This is a genomic window from Aeromonas sp. FDAARGOS 1402 (assembly GCF_019046925.1).
Taxonomy (GTDB): Bacteria; Pseudomonadota; Gammaproteobacteria; order Enterobacterales; family Aeromonadaceae; genus Aeromonas; species Aeromonas caviae.
The window spans coordinates 478,650-492,417 of record NZ_CP077201.1 but is presented as its reverse complement, the minus strand read 5'-3'; the positions used below and the strand labels follow the sequence as shown (position 1 = coordinate 492,417).

The 13,768-nt window shown below is 64.0% G+C and carries 15 protein-coding genes; 6 read left to right on the top strand and 9 right to left on the bottom strand.

Features of this window, described 5'->3' with window-relative positions; genetic code table 11:
- Nucleotides 1-406: 406 nt before the first annotated feature.
- Nucleotides 407-1,249 carry a lytic transglycosylase domain-containing protein gene (locus I6L32_RS02250; protein WP_010673217.1) on the bottom strand — a complete coding sequence of 281 codons (843 nt, stop codon included), beginning with the start codon at nucleotides 1,247-1,249 and terminating at the stop codon, nucleotides 407-409.
- A 311-nt stretch (nucleotides 1,250-1,560) separates the two neighbouring features.
- Between I6L32_RS02250 and I6L32_RS02245 the strand changes: the two genes are divergently transcribed.
- From I6L32_RS02245 to I6L32_RS02235, 3 genes are read left to right on the top strand one after another with little or no spacing between them, the layout of a single operon-like run.
- Entirely contained in the window at nucleotides 1,561-2,301 is a 741-nt protein-coding gene (locus tag I6L32_RS02245) for a glycosyltransferase family 2 protein (RefSeq protein WP_201996043.1), read from the top strand.
- Nucleotides 2,301-2,660, top strand: a complete 360-nt coding sequence (locus tag I6L32_RS02240) for a lipid-A-disaccharide synthase N-terminal domain-containing protein (protein ID WP_045523761.1) — start codon at nucleotides 2,301-2,303, stop codon at nucleotides 2,658-2,660. The genes I6L32_RS02245 and I6L32_RS02240 overlap by 1 nt, the downstream gene beginning before the upstream one ends.
- Nucleotides 2,650-4,338 carry a glycosyltransferase family 39 protein gene (locus tag I6L32_RS02235; protein WP_216944599.1) on the top strand — a complete coding sequence of 563 codons (1,689 nt, stop codon included), beginning with the start codon at nucleotides 2,650-2,652 and terminating at the stop codon, nucleotides 4,336-4,338. The genes I6L32_RS02240 and I6L32_RS02235 overlap by 11 nt, the downstream gene beginning before the upstream one ends.
- A gap of 42 nt (nucleotides 4,339-4,380) precedes the next feature.
- Here I6L32_RS02235 and I6L32_RS02230 read toward each other — a convergent pair whose 3' ends face one another.
- Both I6L32_RS02230 and I6L32_RS02225 read right to left on the bottom strand, forming a co-directional pair.
- Nucleotides 4,381-5,379 carry an NAD-dependent epimerase gene (locus tag I6L32_RS02230; protein WP_216944598.1) on the bottom strand — a complete coding sequence of 333 codons (999 nt, stop codon included), beginning with the start codon at nucleotides 5,377-5,379 and terminating at the stop codon, nucleotides 4,381-4,383.
- Nucleotides 5,376-6,725, bottom strand: a complete 1,350-nt coding sequence (locus tag I6L32_RS02225; RefSeq protein ID WP_216944597.1) for a UDP-glucose/GDP-mannose dehydrogenase family protein — start codon at nucleotides 6,723-6,725, stop codon at nucleotides 5,376-5,378. Before I6L32_RS02225 ends, I6L32_RS02230 begins: the two co-directional genes overlap by 4 nt.
- A 292-nt stretch (nucleotides 6,726-7,017) precedes the next feature.
- Between I6L32_RS02225 and I6L32_RS02220 the strand changes: the two genes are divergently transcribed.
- The gene (locus I6L32_RS02220) at nucleotides 7,018-7,626 is read left to right on the top strand and encodes a YitT family protein (RefSeq protein ID WP_216944596.1); all 609 of its coding nucleotides are present in this window, start codon (nucleotides 7,018-7,020) and stop codon (nucleotides 7,624-7,626) included.
- A 96-nt stretch (nucleotides 7,627-7,722) separates the two neighbouring features.
- Here I6L32_RS02220 and I6L32_RS02215 read toward each other — a convergent pair whose 3' ends face one another.
- Genes I6L32_RS02215 through I6L32_RS02205 form a run of 3 tightly spaced genes read right to left on the bottom strand, consistent with a single transcriptional unit; the run spans nucleotide 7,723 to nucleotide 10,403 of the window.
- Nucleotides 7,723-8,514: a heme ABC transporter ATP-binding protein gene (locus I6L32_RS02215; protein WP_042016790.1), complete on the bottom strand. Its 792-nt coding sequence runs from the start codon at nucleotides 8,512-8,514 to the stop codon at nucleotides 7,723-7,725.
- Between the two features lie 15 nt (nucleotides 8,515-8,529).
- The gene (locus tag I6L32_RS02210) at nucleotides 8,530-9,561 is read right to left on the bottom strand and encodes an iron ABC transporter permease (protein ID WP_187171344.1); all 1,032 of its coding nucleotides are present in this window, start codon (nucleotides 9,559-9,561) and stop codon (nucleotides 8,530-8,532) included.
- Nucleotides 9,558-10,403, bottom strand: coding sequence for a hemin ABC transporter substrate-binding protein (locus tag I6L32_RS02205; RefSeq protein ID WP_216944595.1), 846 nt, complete (start codon nucleotides 10,401-10,403; stop codon nucleotides 9,558-9,560). The genes I6L32_RS02210 and I6L32_RS02205 overlap by 4 nt, the downstream gene beginning before the upstream one ends.
- Before the next feature lie 167 nt (nucleotides 10,404-10,570).
- Here I6L32_RS02205 and hutX point away from each other — a divergent pair, with 167 nt between their 5' ends.
- Together hutX and hutZ are read left to right on the top strand one after the other, a co-directional pair.
- Nucleotides 10,571-11,083, top strand: coding sequence for a heme utilization cystosolic carrier protein HutX (gene hutX / locus I6L32_RS02200; RefSeq protein ID WP_041214612.1), 513 nt, complete (start codon nucleotides 10,571-10,573; stop codon nucleotides 11,081-11,083).
- Nucleotides 11,080-11,637, top strand: a complete 558-nt coding sequence (hutZ, locus tag I6L32_RS02195; RefSeq protein ID WP_010673228.1) for a heme utilization protein HutZ — start codon at nucleotides 11,080-11,082, stop codon at nucleotides 11,635-11,637. The genes hutX and hutZ overlap by 4 nt, the downstream gene beginning before the upstream one ends.
- A gap of 65 nt (nucleotides 11,638-11,702) precedes the next feature.
- Here hutZ and I6L32_RS02190 read toward each other — a convergent pair whose 3' ends face one another.
- The 3 genes from I6L32_RS02190 to I6L32_RS02180 are packed head-to-tail and all read right to left on the bottom strand — an operon-like array spanning nucleotide 11,703 to nucleotide 13,684.
- Nucleotides 11,703-12,110, bottom strand: coding sequence for a hypothetical protein (locus tag I6L32_RS02190; RefSeq protein ID WP_010673229.1), 408 nt, complete (start codon nucleotides 12,108-12,110; stop codon nucleotides 11,703-11,705).
- Between the two features lie 57 nt (nucleotides 12,111-12,167).
- Nucleotides 12,168-12,701, bottom strand: a complete 534-nt coding sequence (locus tag I6L32_RS02185; protein ID WP_216944594.1) for a cysteine hydrolase family protein — start codon at nucleotides 12,699-12,701, stop codon at nucleotides 12,168-12,170.
- A gap of 14 nt (nucleotides 12,702-12,715) precedes the next feature.
- Nucleotides 12,716-13,684, bottom strand: a complete 969-nt coding sequence (locus tag I6L32_RS02180) for a ChaN family lipoprotein (protein ID WP_043152606.1) — start codon at nucleotides 13,682-13,684, stop codon at nucleotides 12,716-12,718.
- Nucleotides 13,685-13,768 lie beyond the last annotated feature (84 nt).

Sequence of the window (13,768 nt, the reverse complement as noted above, 5' to 3'; positions counted from 1 at the left end):
GCCAGCAAAAAGGCTCCCAAAATTGGGGCCATCCTGGGGCCAAAAAATGCAGAACTGATGGGTTTGGGGCCAAAATGGGGCCGCAAAAAGAGCTATGAAAAGCCGAGGTTAGCTGATGGGGAGTGAGCCTAAGATTATGAATTAGCCAGCTATATGCGGCTCTTGGTAGCTCTATCTAGCTTTCGTTCTACCTCAATGGTTCATCGTGTAAATAAATTGAGCCATTGGCTAATTCTCTTCCTTTCAGCAGTTTAATGTCTTGGCATTAACAAACTGATGTCGTGGTGGGGCCGGGTCGACGGGCCGTCAACCCGGTTCCAAAAAACCCGTCGATTGTAAACCAATGGGAGAGGGGCGGCAAAGCCGGGCGCCGCAGGCGCGAGGGAAGAGGAGCAACCGGGCAAGCTCAGCGCGGTGAGCTGCGGCGGGCCGGTTTGTCAGGATCCTGCCCCGAGTAGTAGAGCACCCGCTGCACATACTCCTGGGTTTCCTGATAGGGCGGCACACCGCCGTGGCGCAGCACGGCCTGCTCCCCGGCGTTGTAGGCGGCGCTGATCCTCACCCAGTCCGGACCGAACTGCTTCTCCAGCCACTTCAGGTAGATCATGGCACCACGGATGTTCTGCTGGGCATCGAACGGCCGGGTCACACCGAAGCGGGCCTGGGTTTCGGGAATGAGCTGCATGACGCCCTGCGCCTGCTTGGGGGAGACGGCGGTACTGTTCAGATTGGATTCGGCGATGGCGATGGCCAGGGCGAGTTGGGGGTCCACTTTGTGACGCTGGGCGGCCTGGCGGATCATGACGGCCAGCTTTTGCTTGGCCTGTGACTGTCTGGCCAGGTAGCGCTCCTGATCGAAGGGGGTACTGGGGCGCACCCAGGGGGCTCCGCCACCGCCTCCAATGCCGCAGGTACCCAGGGGCGCATTGCCGACCCGCTCGTTGTAGTAACGGGCGGCTTGCTGGTTGCCAAGGCGCATGGCCATGGCCAGGTAGGCGTTGGCGCTGCGGGCATTGCGGATCCCCTGGGGGCCGCGAGCCAGCAGGCGGCCGATGCGGTAATAGGCTTCCGGGTTGCCAAGGTTGGCGGCGGTGCAGTAGTGGGCGATGGCCTGCCGCGGGTTTCCCTGTTCCATGGCGGCACCCTGGCGCAGTGCGCTCATGGCCTTGGGGGCCTGACGAAAGGGATCTGCGTGGGAAGTGGTGGCGAGCAGTATCAGGAGTCCCCAGCCCCAGAGTCGTTTTTTCATGGAAACCTCGTCGTTGGTATCCGCAACATATAGGCCCGATCCGGGGAGGGACGCCAGCCAGCAGATGGAACATCTGGTTATGTGGGTGAGCGGCAGAGATGAAAACGGTATGGAACTTTTGGTGCAGGGGAGGAGCGGCAGGCTCCCGGGTCAGTGACTGCTTTGATAGATTTGTTAATTGAAGTTCAATATGCTGACAGAGTTGTTTTCTAACGCCTTGTATTTGCATGATGTCAGCCAGGCCATCGATGCAATGTCGTCGGGTCTGCCGGGTGAATCGATAGCGCCTCTGATGAGGGCAGGATGTGCATATGGTCGAATCGGTCGATATCTCTGTCGTGGTGCCTGCCAAGGATGAGCGGGACAATCTGGCCCCGCTTGTCGGCGAAATAGATGCCGCCCTTGGGGGCAGGTTCGAGTACGAACTGATCTATGTGGACGATGGCAGTGTGGACGACAGCCATGTGGTACTGCGCGATTTGCAGACGCGTTTCACCAGGCTGAAGGTGCTACGCCATGTCCATGCCGTGGGCCAGAGCATGGCGGTGCTGAGCGGAGTGCGCCACGGGCGTGGCGACTGGCTGGTGGTACTCGACGGCGATGGTCAGAACGATCCCGCCGACATTCCCGCCATGCTGGAGGAGGCGATGCGCCGCTACCAGAGCGATCCATACCAGGTGGGCCTCATCGGCCACCGGGTCAACCGCCGTGACGACTGGGTCAAGCGCCTCTCTTCAACGCTGGCCAACGGCTTTCGCGACCTGCTGCTGCGCGACGGCATTCCGGATACCGGCTGCGGGCTCAAGGTGGTGCGTCGCGACTGGTATCTGAAACTGCCCGCCTTCAATCACATGCACCGCTACATCCCCGCGCTGATCCAGGCACAAGGGGGGCGCATGGCGCCCTGGCCGGTCAACCACAGGCCACGCCAGGCGGGCATCTCCAAATACGGGGTCTGGAACCGGCTCTGGGTCGGGCTGGTGGACGTGGTCGGGGTCTGGTGGTTGCAGCGCCGATCCAAGGTGGTTGAAATCCGGGAGATGCTGGAGTGATGGACGCCTGGCTGTCTGCCCCCATCGACTGGCTGGACTGGACCGGGGTGCATGTCACCGGCTGGAAGCTGATTGGCTACACGGGGGCGCTGATGTTCGGCGGACGCTGGCTGGTGCAGTTTCTGGCGTCCAGGCGGGCGGGACGACCCGTCATCCCGCGCCTGTTCTGGTACATGAGCGTGCTCGGCAGCCTGATGACGCTCAGTTACTTCACCTTCTCTCCCAAGCAGGACTCCGTCGGCGTGCTGCAAAACCTCTTCCCCACCTTCACCGCGCTCTACAGCCTCTATCTCGATATCCAGCATCGGGGCTGGCGGCGGGACAAAGGAGTGACCGGGGAGGCCCGTCATGGTGAGTGATCGCACCCTGCTCAATCAGACGTCCCTTGGCTGGTTGCTGCTGATCGCGCTGGTGGTGCTGGGGGCCGGGCTGGGTCTGCGGGATCCCTGGCCGGCGGACGAGCCGCGTTTTGCCCTGATCGCCCGGGAGATGGTGGAGAGCGGCCAGTGGCTCTTCCCCATGCGTGGCGGGGAGCTCTATCCGGACAAGCCGCCGCTGTTTATGTGGGGGATCGCGATCGGTTATGTGTTGACTGGCTCTATCAAGGTGGCCTTTCTGCTGCCCTCCCTGCTGTCTGGCTTGCTGACCATCTTGCTGGTGTGGGATCTGGGGCGCCGCCTGTGGGATCCGGCGACGGGATTTCTGGCGGGCTTGCTGCTGCTCTTTACCGTCCAGTTCACCCTGCAGGCCAAGACGGCGCAGATCGATGCCCTGGCGACGGCCTTCATCACCCTCGGTCTCTATGGTTTTCTGCGCTTCCTGCTCTGCGAGGGAGGGTGGCGCTGGTACTGGCTCGGCTGGTTTGCCGCGGGGCTTGGCGTCATCACCAAGGGGGTGGGAGTACTGGCCCTGCTGGTGCTGCTTCCCGCGCTCTGGACCCACAGGTCGCAAATCCGCGCCGCACCGTTGTCAGCCTGGCTGAAGGCCCTGCTCGGGCCGCTGGCCATGGCCCTGGCGATGGGCCTCTGGCTGGTCCCCATGCTGGAGGCCGTGACCCGAAGCGGGGATCCCCTCCTGCTGGCCTACAGAGACAACATACTGCTGCGCCAGACGGTGACTCGCTATACCAGCGCCTGGCATCACGTCAAACCGTTCTGGTACTACCTTACCTCGGTGATCCCGCCGTTCTGGCTGCCGCTCTCCCTGCTGCTGCCCTGGCTGGTGGTGGCCTGGCGGCGCGCCATTCGGGCGCAGGACAGGCGTATCCTGCTGCTGCTGGGTTATCTGGTGCTGGTGGTGCTGTTTTTCTCCTGCTCGCCGGGCAAGCGGGGCGTCTACATCACGCCCGGTACGCCCGCCCTGGCGCTCCTGACCGCACCCTTCATCGGCACCCTGCTGGTCCGGGTCTGGCCGGGGCGACTGCTGGCCGGACTCGGCTGGCTGCTGGGAGGGGCAGGGCTGGTGGGGGCTCTGGTGCTGGCATTTAGCGACAGAGTGGCCAGCCGTCTGGGGGAACTGGGGCCGGATCCCTGGCTTCCCCTGCTGGTGCTGGGGGGATCCTTGCTGCTGATCAATGCCTGGCTTCGCCGGGCGCCACTGACCGCCATTCTCTGCTCCCTGGCGGTGGGGTGGCTGATCTACTCCTGCTGGATAAGCGTGCGCCTCAACGAGGTGCGCACCCCTCAGGGAGTCATGGCATTGGCGGCGCAGAGGGTGCCTGCGGGGGATGAACTGCTGCTGGCGGGATTCAAGGAGCAGCATCTGCTGTTTAGCCTGCAACCAGTGAAACATTACCCTTATCTGATGGGGGACGGGGAGCAGGCCCGGGAAGCTGCCGCCTGGATAGGGGCTGCCCCCGGGCGCTGGGTACTGGGGAGCGCCGACCTTTTGGTGAGGTGTTTTGACCCCGCGAAGATGGAAAATCTCGGCAACCGTCACCGCACCGACTGGCTGCTGGCAGGCCCGCAGGCACTTAAATCCGCCTGTCGTGGGCTCTCCCCCACCATGGTGCCCTTCAGCTATACCCCTTCATCCTGAGCGCAGGGTCGCGAGCCAGGGGACCCTGCCACCTCGTTTGGCTCAGACCCGGTAGTAGTCCCGATACCAGCGGACAAAGCTGTCTACCCCTTCCTTGAGCCCGACACGGGGGCGATAGCCCGTGGCGTCGAACAACGAGCGGGTGTCGGCCCAGGTGGCGAGCACGTCGCCGGGCTGCATGGGCAGCATGTTGCGGATGGCCCGTTTGCCGAGGGCCGACTCGATGGCATCCACGAAGTCCAGCAGCCTGACCGGGCTGCCATTGCCGATGTTGAAGAGGCGATAGGGGGCCGGGCTGGCGTCCGGGGCCCCCTGCCAGTGGGCATCGCCCGCAGGGGGGATGTCTGAGATGCGCACTATCCCCTCGACGATGTCGTCGACATGGGTGAAATCCCGGCTGAGCTGGCCCTGGTTGTAGAGGTCGATGGGGTCGCCGTTCAGGATGGCGCGCACGAACTTGAACAGGGCCATGTCGGGCCGGCCCCAGGGGCCGTAGACGGTGAAAAAGCGCAGCCCGGTGGTGGGCAGGCCGTAGAGATGGGAGTAGGAGTGGGCCATCAGTTCCCCCGCCTTCTTGCTCGCCGCATAGAGGGAGACGGGATGATCCGCCCCATCGGACGGCTTGAACGGCATCTGTTCGTTCAGCCCGTAGACCGAGCTGGAGGAGGCATAGACCAGATGTTGCACCCGGGTCTGGCGACATCCCTCCAGCACGGTAAGGTGGCCGGTGAGGTTGCTGTCGGCGTAGGCGAAGGGGTTGTCCAGGGAGTAGCGCACCCCGGCCTGGGCCCCCAGATGGATCACCCGGTCAAACTGCTCGCGGGCAAAGAGCGAGGCCATGGCCGCGCGGTCCGCGAGATCGAGGTGTTCGAAGCGAAAGCCGGGTAGAGGCGTGAGCAGGGCGAGGCGCGCCTCCTTGAGACTCACCGCGTAGTAGTCGTTGAGGTTGTCTATCCCCACCACCTGATGGCCGTCGCCACAGAGCCTGCGCGCCACATGAAATCCGATAAACCCGGCGGCGCCGGTGACGAGGTACTTCATCGCTCCTCCTGATGAGCCAGGCTGTCGCCACGGCCGATGGCATAGTAGGTGAAACCGCGCTGGCGTAGACGGGCCGGATCATAGAGGTTGCGGCCGTCGAAGATGATGGCCTGCTTCAGGGTCTGGCGAAGCAGGTCGAAATCCGGTGCGCGGAACTGTTGCCACTCGGTGCAGACGAGCAGGGCATCGGCCCCCTGGAGGGCGGCTTCCTGGGTGTCGCACAGGGTCAAGTCCGCCCGCTGGCCATAGAGGCGGGCGGCCTCGGTCATGGCCTCGGGGTCGAACGCCTGCACCTGGCCTCCTGCCGCCCAGATCGCCTCCATCAGCACCCTGCTCGGGGCTTCGCGCATGTCGTCGGTATTGGGTTTGAAGGCGAGTCCCCATAACGCGAAGGTGCGCCCCGACAGACTGGGGCCAAAATGGTGGTGCAGCCGGGTCATGAGCCTGTGCTTCTGCGCCTCGTTGACCTGCTCCACCGAGCGCAGCAGGGGGGTCTCGCACCCCGCCTCCTTCGCGGTGTGGATCAGCGCCCTGACATCCTTGGGGAAGCAGGATCCGCCATAACCGCAGCCCGGGTAGATGAAGTGGTGGCCGATGCGCGGATCGGCACCAATGCCCTTGCGCACTTCCTCGATGTCGGCGCCCAGGGCTTCGGCCAGGGTGGCCATCTCGTTCATGAAGGAGATGCGGGTCGCCAGCATGGCGTTGGCGGCGTACTTGGTCAGTTCGGCGCTGCGTGCATCCATCCGCAGGATGCGGTCTCGCTTGCGGTTGAAGGGGGCGTAGAGCTCCTCCAGCAGGGAGAAGGCGTGATCGGAGTCGGTGCCGATGATGATGCGATCCGGCCGCAGGCAGTCGGCGACGGCGGCGCCCTCCTTGAGAAATTCGGGGTTGGAGACCACGTCGAGCGGAAGATCGAGACCACGGTCGGCGAGGCGCTCCGCAATGTGTCGCCGTACCCGGCTGGCGGTGCCGACAGGGACAGTGCTCTTGTTGACCACTACCTTGCCCCCTTGCATCAGGCTGCCTATGGTGTCCGCCACCGTCATCACCTGATGGAGGTCGGCGGACCCGTCCTCGTCCGGCGGCGTTCCGACCGCGATGAAGATAAGCTCGGCAAACTCCACCGCCCGTGCCGGGTCTGTGGTGAAGATCAGGCGGCCGGCCTGATGGTTGCGCTGCACCAGGGGGGAGAGACCGGGCTCGAAGAGGGGAATGCGCCCTTCTTTCAGGCCCGCGACCTTGTCGGCATCCACATCCACGCAGATCACCTTGTGACCCATCTCCGCCAGTACGGCGGCCTGAACCAACCCGACATAACCTATTCCGAATACGGTGACTCTCATCCGCTGTTGTTCCGCTGGCAGTGACAAGCGACTCATTCTAGAACGATTCGGGTGCGGGGGCAGCGGCCCGTTTCAGGTTTTTCAGCATCATGCCGGCGGTGAGCGCGGGACATTTTGGTGCAAGGATTGTAACGCCTGGATGACGCGCACCATTTTGGCGCGTGAAGGGCGGGACTTGTGATCCATCTCACTCAAAATGGAGACTGTCGGCATAACGAAGCCCCGGTTCACGGGGCTCGCTCCGCCTGACGGGCGGCCAACACTCTCTTGCTTCGCGACTGGATACCTGGTTATGGACAACACTTCACGCTCTGCGCACCCGCTCTATGAGGATGTGCTCGCCTTGCTGACCGCAGCAGGCTTCGTTTCCCTCGGCATCTTCCTGTTCCATCAGGTCGGCTTGCTCACCGGTGGCACCGCCGGCTTGGCGCTGCTGCTGCAACAGGTGACCGGCATCAGCTTCGGCCTGCTGTTCTTCGCCATGAACCTGCCTTTCTATGCCCTGGCCTGGCTCAGAATGGGGCCGCGCTTCACCCTCAATACCTTTGCCGCCGTGGCCACCGTCTCCTTCATGACGGATCACCTCAACGCCGTGCTGCAAATCGGCAAGATCGAACCCGTCTATGCAGCATTGATAGGCGGCACCCTGATCGGCATGGGGCTGCTCATCATGTTTCGCCACAAGGCGAGCCTGGGGGGCTTCAACATCCTGGCGCTCTTCATTCAGGACAGATGGGGTGTGCGGGCAGGCAAGTTGCAAATGGGGCTGGATTGCACCATCGTCGTCGCCTCTTTCTTCGTGGTCTCCCCCTGGCTGCTGGCGCTTTCCGTGGTGGCAGCCATCATCTGTAACCTGGTGTTGACACTCAATCACAAGCCGGGGCGCTACCAGATAGCCTGATGTGCCAAGGGGATTACCCTGCTGGTCAGCCCAGGGCTGGATACCGCAAAAAGACAGAGCGCCTGATGGCGCTCTGTTGCTATCTGCCCCGGGGTGTCACACCACCATGGGGACGCCGCTCTCGGGGTGGTGGATCACCTGGGCGGGGTAGTCGTAGAGGCGCGCGATGAGCGCCGGGGTCAGCACCTCGCCTGCGCTGCCGTCAGCCATCAGCCTGCCCTGCTCCAGCATCACCAGCCTATCGGCGTAGCGGGCTGCCAGATTGAGATCGTGCAACACCACCAGCACGGCGGTGTTGCGGCCGGCCAGCGCCCGGGCCATGGCGAGCAACTGGTGCTGGTATTTGAGATCCAGCGCCGAGGTGGGCTCGTCCAGCAGCAGCAGCCGCGCTTGCTGCGGTTCCTCCGGTGCCTGCCAGATCTGGGCCAGCACCCGGGCGAACTGCACCCGTTGACGCTCCCCGCCGGAGAGACCGGGATAGAGGCGGTTCGCCAGATGGTCGACCCCGGCGTGGGTCATGGCGGCGCGGACTATCTCGTCGCGCCGGCTGGCAGGCTCGCTGTGGGGCAGCCGGCCCATGGCCACCACCTCTTCGCACAGGAAGGGGAAGCTCAAGGAGGAGCTTTGCGGCAGCACACCGACCCGGTGGGCCAGAGCGTTGTCGGCCCACCCCCTGCGGGTCTGGCCGAACAGGTGGATCTCCCCTTCATGTTCCAGCTCGCCGGTCAGGCACTTGAGCAGCGAGCTTTTGCCCGCCCCGTTGGGGCCGAGCAGGGCGGTCAGGCTGCCGGCATGCAGGTCGAGATCCAGGCTGTCCAGGATAAGTCGGTTGCCGCGACTGAGGCGAAGGCCCCGGCAACTGAGCAGGGGGGAGGGGGATCCGGGCAAGGTGGCGATCTCCTGTTACAGGGGTCGGCGGCTCTTGACCAAGAGCCAGATGAAGAAGGGGGCACCCAGCAGGGCGGTGATGATGCCGACCGGCAGCTCGGCCGGTGCGAGCAGGGTACGCGCCAGCATGTCGGCCCCCAGCAGCAGGCCAGCCCCCAGCAGGGCAGACAGCGGCAACAGGCGGACATGGTTGGGTCCGGCCAGCAGCCGTACCAGATGGGGAACCACCAGACCGACAAAGCCGATCATGCCGGCCACGGCCACCGCCACGCCGACACCAGCAGCGGTGAGCAGGATGAGGCGACGCTTCAGTGTCTGCACGTTCACCCCCAGATGCCGTGCCTCTCCCTCTCCCAGCAGCAGGGCGTTGAGGGGATTGGCATCGCGCATGAACAGCAGCAGCAAAGCGGCCAGGGTCAGCAGCGCCAGCGTCACATCGACCGGCTTGCCTGCCGCCAGGGAGCCCATCTGCCACAGACTCAGGTTGCGCAGCATCTGATCGTCCGCGAGATAGGTGAGCAGTCCGATGACGGCACCGGAGAGCGCCGTGATGGCCACCCCGGCCAGCAGCATCACGGTGACCGAGGTGCCCCCTTCCCGGGTACCCAGCAGATAGACGAGGGTGGTGGTGAGGGCTCCGCCGAGAAAGGCGAGCAGGGGCAGCAACCCCAGGCCGAGCAGGCTCTGCAGGTGCGAGCCCAGCGGAGCGAGCAGCACGATGGCCAGGGCCGCGCCGAGTGCCGCCCCGCCCGACACCCCTATGATGCCGGGGTCTGCCAGGGGGTTGCGAAACAGTCCCTGCATGACGGCGCCGCAGAGGCCGAGAATGCCCCCCACGGCGATGCAGAGCAGGGTTCGTGGCAGACGGATCTCCTGCACGATCAATAATTTGTGAGCCTCAATCCCGCTCTGTGGTCCGGCAAACAGGGCGCGCAGGCTCTCGCCAAGGGAGAGGGACATGGGGCCGGTCGCGAGGGACCCGACCAGCAGCAACGCCAGCGCGCAGCCGGTCAGGGCGAGCAGCCAGGGCAGAGGCAGGCGCATCAGGAACCCTGCTTGAGCCACTGGGCGATCTGGTTCGCCTGTTGCAGGGAACGAAGGCTGAGGCCCCCTTGCAGGGCATGTCCGTCGATGGCATGGATGGCCTTGTTCTTGCCTGCCGGGGTGGCTGACAGGGCGGGCACCTGCCTCAGGACGGCGTCGGGATCCTGATACTGCTGCCAGTCGCGGCCGCTCACCAGCACCAGATCAGGTTGCAGCTCGATGAGGGATTCGGTGGAGACGGGCTTGTAGTCGTGGAGCCCAGCCACCGGATTGACGCCGCCCGCCAGGGTGATGAGAGCGCTGGCGGTGGTGTTGCCGCCAGCGATGCTGGTGGGTTGACCCTTGTGCAGCAGCAGGAAGGCGACCTTGAGGGGCTTGTTCTGCTTCGCCTGCGCCGCCAGGGTGTCGCTTTGGGCGGCAATTTCCTCCTTGAGCTTGCTCCCTGCCGCCTGGTCACCCAGGAGATGGGCCAGGGTGTCGATACGCTCGTTGAGGTTGGCCAGCGTAGGGGCTGTGGCCATGACCTCGACCTTGACGTTGGCACGGCGCAACTGATCAAGCGTGCTGTTCGGGCCCATCTCGTCGCTGCCGACCACCAGGGTCGGAGAGAGGCTCAGGATCCCTTCGGCGGCGAGGGAGCGGTGATAGCCGACCTTGGGCACGCCTCTGGGCTCCGGACTGCTGACATCGGTGGCGACCAGGCTCTGCTCGCCTCCCAGCGCCAGGATGAGTTCCGTGGTGGCCGGGCCTATGCTGACGATACGCTCCACCGCCATGACGGATGGGGAAGAGAGGGAAAGGGCACAGCCGAGCAGGCTGAATGCGAGGGCAAAACGACGGCCCATGCGAACCTCCGAAGGGTGAATGAAATAGGGTTGCCGCCGAGAATATCAAGTCGCCCATCAAAATGCACTGAGAATGAAAGCGATTATCAATTGCGTTGCTTGGGGCGCTTTATTACAGTATCCGCCGCGACACCGAGCACCATCGCCAGATCATCCAGGGAGAACCGATGAGCATTGCACAACGCATTCACGCGCTGCTGGAGCAAGACCCCAGCGCCCACCCGTCCACCCTCGCCACCGAGCTGGCCGTCAGCGAGTGGGAGGTGGTACGCCATCTGCCTGCCGCCCTGATGACGCAAGTGCCGGCCGGGGAGGCCGAAGCCCTGCTGGCGGACCTGGCCAGCTGGGGTCAGGTGACCACCATCGTCGAATCCGATGGCTCCATCTTCGAGGTGAAGGCTCCCTTCCCCAAGGGCAAGAACGCGCGCGGCTACTACAACCTGATGGGGCGGGACGGCGAACTGCACGGCCACCTCAAGCTCGACAACGTGGCGGGCATCGCCCTGGTCAGCAAGCTCTTCATGGGCAAGGAGGGGCACTCCTTCCAGTTCTTCGGCCACAGTGGCCGCTGCATTTTCAAGATCTACCTGGGCCGGGACGAGCAGCGTCAACTGCTGCCTGAGCAGGTGGAGCGTTTCATGGCCCTGCGCCGTCAGTATCAAGAGGAAGTGAAAGCATGAGTGAACGTCAGGAGCGCCTGCAAAACCGCCTGCAACCGGAGATCCGCGAGTTCCGCGACGGTTGCCGTACCCTGCAGCTCGCCACTGTGGATGGCGAAGGCAACCCCAATGCCAGCTATGCCCCCTTCGTGCTGCAGGAAGATGGATACTATGTGCTCATCTCCGAGATAGCTCGCCACGCCCGCAACCTGCAACAGGTGCCCAAGGTATCGCTGATGCTGATCGAGGACGAAACCGGTGCCCGCGAGCTGTTTGCCCGCAAGCGTCTGACCTTCGATGCGGTCGCCGAGGTGGTGGCCCGCGACGACGCACGCTGGGAGAAGGCCGTTGCGGCGTTGGAAGGGCGCTTCGGCGAGATAGTCAAAGGGCTCTCCAACCTCAAGGACTTCGTGCTGTTTAGGCTCAAGCCCGAGCAGGGACTGTTCGTCAAGGGATTCGGTCAGGCGTTCCGTGTCTCTGGCGACGAGCTGGTGGACTTCGTTCACCTGGTGGAAGGGCACAAACGCATCGACAATGGCGCCGAGCTGACCAGCCCGGCGGATGAACCCGTTTGAGGGGACAGTTAGCGAGATGAGAGAACGGGCAGCCTGGGCTGCCCGTTTTGTTGTTATGTCCTGGGTTACTCCTGCCAGCCTGCCTGGTTGGGGAAGGCATCGCGATCGGCCTGGCTGGCGCTCTCGTTGCATTCCCCGCGGATCTTCCAGGAGGTCTGGCTGAGGACGATATAGCCGCTTCGGCAATACTTGCGCGTGGCCAGCATCTGGGTGAGCTGCTCGTCCTGCAGGGCTTCCCGGCGTTCCAGCAGGCTCTTGTCGCGGCGGCTCAGCCGGTTGTCATCTCCCTCCTGCAACCGGGTGGGCAGGACGTCGAGAGGGGCGGCCTCGAAGGTGAAGCGCTTGCTCCCGTCGTCGCTGATATGGGTGTGGAACAGGGGGGCCGGGCCATCGGGTGCCGCCCCCGGCAATCCGGAGCAGGCGGTGAGCGCCGGTAACAGCAGCGTGAGGGCAACGGCAGAGAGTAGACGCACACAAGACTCCAATCGGGTGTTCACATCAGGACGGGCAGCTTAACACGCCCGCTCGGGTTAAATGGTGGCCAGCAGCTCATCCGTCGTGAGCAGGGTCACGCTTCTGCCTTGAGGCAGGCTCAGATGCCGCCACATGAAGTGGTGGTGCTGGATGATCTGCTCCGCACTCAGGTGCGGCCTGTCCTCCGTGGTATGGGCGTCGGTCACCGCAAAGGCGTCAAAGCCCCTGGCGGCGGCGCTGCGCAACGTGGTATCGACGCAAAAGTCGGTGGCACAGCCGCAGATGAGCAGTCTGTCTACCGACTGCTCTGCCAGCAGGAAGCCGAGCTCGGTGTCGAGGAAGCTGTCACAGGCAGTCTTGCGCACCCGGCTGTCGTGGGGAGACGGGGCCAGATCGGCGTGCAGTTGCCAGCCCGCACTGCCAGGTTCCAGTTCGGAACCCGGTTCGTCGTGTTGCACATAGATGACCCGTCCGTGTTGGCCCCGCACGCGATCGGCCAGACGATTGATGTTGGCGATGACCTGGGCATCCTGATGGCGGGGGTTATCGAACAACCCCTGTTGCATGTCGATGACGAGTAACACATCCATATGAAATCCTTGGGCTATTTTGAGGGTTGCAACCATTGGCTGCAGTCACGGCTTCGGGATTGATGCAGTGCGCCCATATCTTGCTTCATTTCCTTTGCATTTAGCCAGCGTTCCGGCAGGGGAGCGATGTGGACCCTGACATCAGCGTCTCTCCCGGGGGCTGTCTCGTCACCGGTTTGCGGCACGATGAGTGCCACCTTGAGTGCCGGATTGCGGCTGGCGATGCGACTGGCGATCCCGAGCCCCCCCTCCACGTGGAAGTTGCCTGCGATATGCATGATGCGCCTGCCGGGATGCTTGCCCAGATAATCCACCATGCTTTCGGCCATGGTGTCGTCCCAGCTGGTCTGGGCGGCGAAGCGACGGGCGTTGCCGTCCGCATCCCCATGGTGCATGGAGGCCATGAACTTCTGGCGGTAGCCGTCATCCCCCAGAGTCAGCTCGCGGGCAAGCTGGCTGCGGCGATTGGCCGGCAGTTTGTCGAGCCAGGCCGGTCCCTCCTGACCGACGCAGCTCACCAGAGGTTTGGGGGCATTGGCGGCAATCACTGGCAGGTGCTGCGCCTTGGCGAACTCCACCAGAGGGCGGTAATCACTCTGGTAGTTGGGCCAGGCATGGCCATCTCGAATGAGGGCCGATTCGCCGATGCGTCCGGCCAGGTAGGCATCCAGCACAGGCTGATCGGCGCGGCTGAACTGCTCCATGGAGAGTACCAGGGCCCGGCCATCGGCTTGCGACATCTCGTCAAGCCCCGCCAGCAGACGTGCCTGCAACAGATGGATGGCCGGGTGAGTGTGAAGCTCCCCCACCAGCACGATGTCGGCATCCGCCACCCGCGCCACCGCCTGCTCGAAGGTCAGCGCCTGCCCCTGGGCCGTATCGAGCCGTGCGTCATAGAGGGTCTCGGGTGGGGTGTTCTGCGACGTGGTGGCGCAGGCGGCCAGCAGCAGGGGCAGGGCGAGCAGGGGGAGTCGTCGGATCATGGTTACTCACTCAAGAAACAGGGGATGGGAAAAGGCTGCACCATGGGATGGCGGCATGGCGAGCGAAAAAGTGGCGCCAGTGTA

What these genes read in the sequence shown, in the direction of transcription:
- I6L32_RS02250 (WP_010673217.1), bottom strand. Translation starts at nt 1,249, where the DNA reads ATGAAAAAACGACTCTGGGGCTGGGGACTCCTGATACTGCTCGCCACC.
- I6L32_RS02245 (WP_201996043.1), top strand. Translation starts at nt 1,561, where the DNA reads ATGGTCGAATCGGTCGATATCTCTGTCGTGGTGCCTGCCAAGGATGAG.
- I6L32_RS02240 (WP_045523761.1), top strand. Translation starts at nt 2,301, where the DNA reads ATGGACGCCTGGCTGTCTGCCCCCATCGACTGGCTGGACTGGACCGGG.
- I6L32_RS02235 (WP_216944599.1), top strand. Translation starts at nt 2,650, where the DNA reads ATGGTGAGTGATCGCACCCTGCTCAATCAGACGTCCCTTGGCTGGTTG.
- I6L32_RS02230 (WP_216944598.1), bottom strand. Translation starts at nt 5,379, where the DNA reads ATGAAGTACCTCGTCACCGGCGCCGCCGGGTTTATCGGATTTCATGTG.
- I6L32_RS02225 (WP_216944597.1), bottom strand. Translation starts at nt 6,725, where the DNA reads ATGAGAGTCACCGTATTCGGAATAGGTTATGTCGGGTTGGTTCAGGCC.
- I6L32_RS02220 (WP_216944596.1), top strand. Translation starts at nt 7,018, where the DNA reads ATGGACAACACTTCACGCTCTGCGCACCCGCTCTATGAGGATGTGCTC.
- I6L32_RS02205 (WP_216944595.1), bottom strand. Translation starts at nt 10,403, where the DNA reads ATGGGCCGTCGTTTTGCCCTCGCATTCAGCCTGCTCGGCTGTGCCCTT.
- hutX (WP_041214612.1), top strand. Translation starts at nt 10,571, where the DNA reads ATGAGCATTGCACAACGCATTCACGCGCTGCTGGAGCAAGACCCCAGC.
- hutZ (WP_010673228.1), top strand. Translation starts at nt 11,080, where the DNA reads ATGAGTGAACGTCAGGAGCGCCTGCAAAACCGCCTGCAACCGGAGATC.
- I6L32_RS02185 (WP_216944594.1), bottom strand. Translation starts at nt 12,701, where the DNA reads ATGGATGTGTTACTCGTCATCGACATGCAACAGGGGTTGTTCGATAAC.
- I6L32_RS02180 (WP_043152606.1), bottom strand. Translation starts at nt 13,684, where the DNA reads ATGATCCGACGACTCCCCCTGCTCGCCCTGCCCCTGCTGCTGGCCGCC.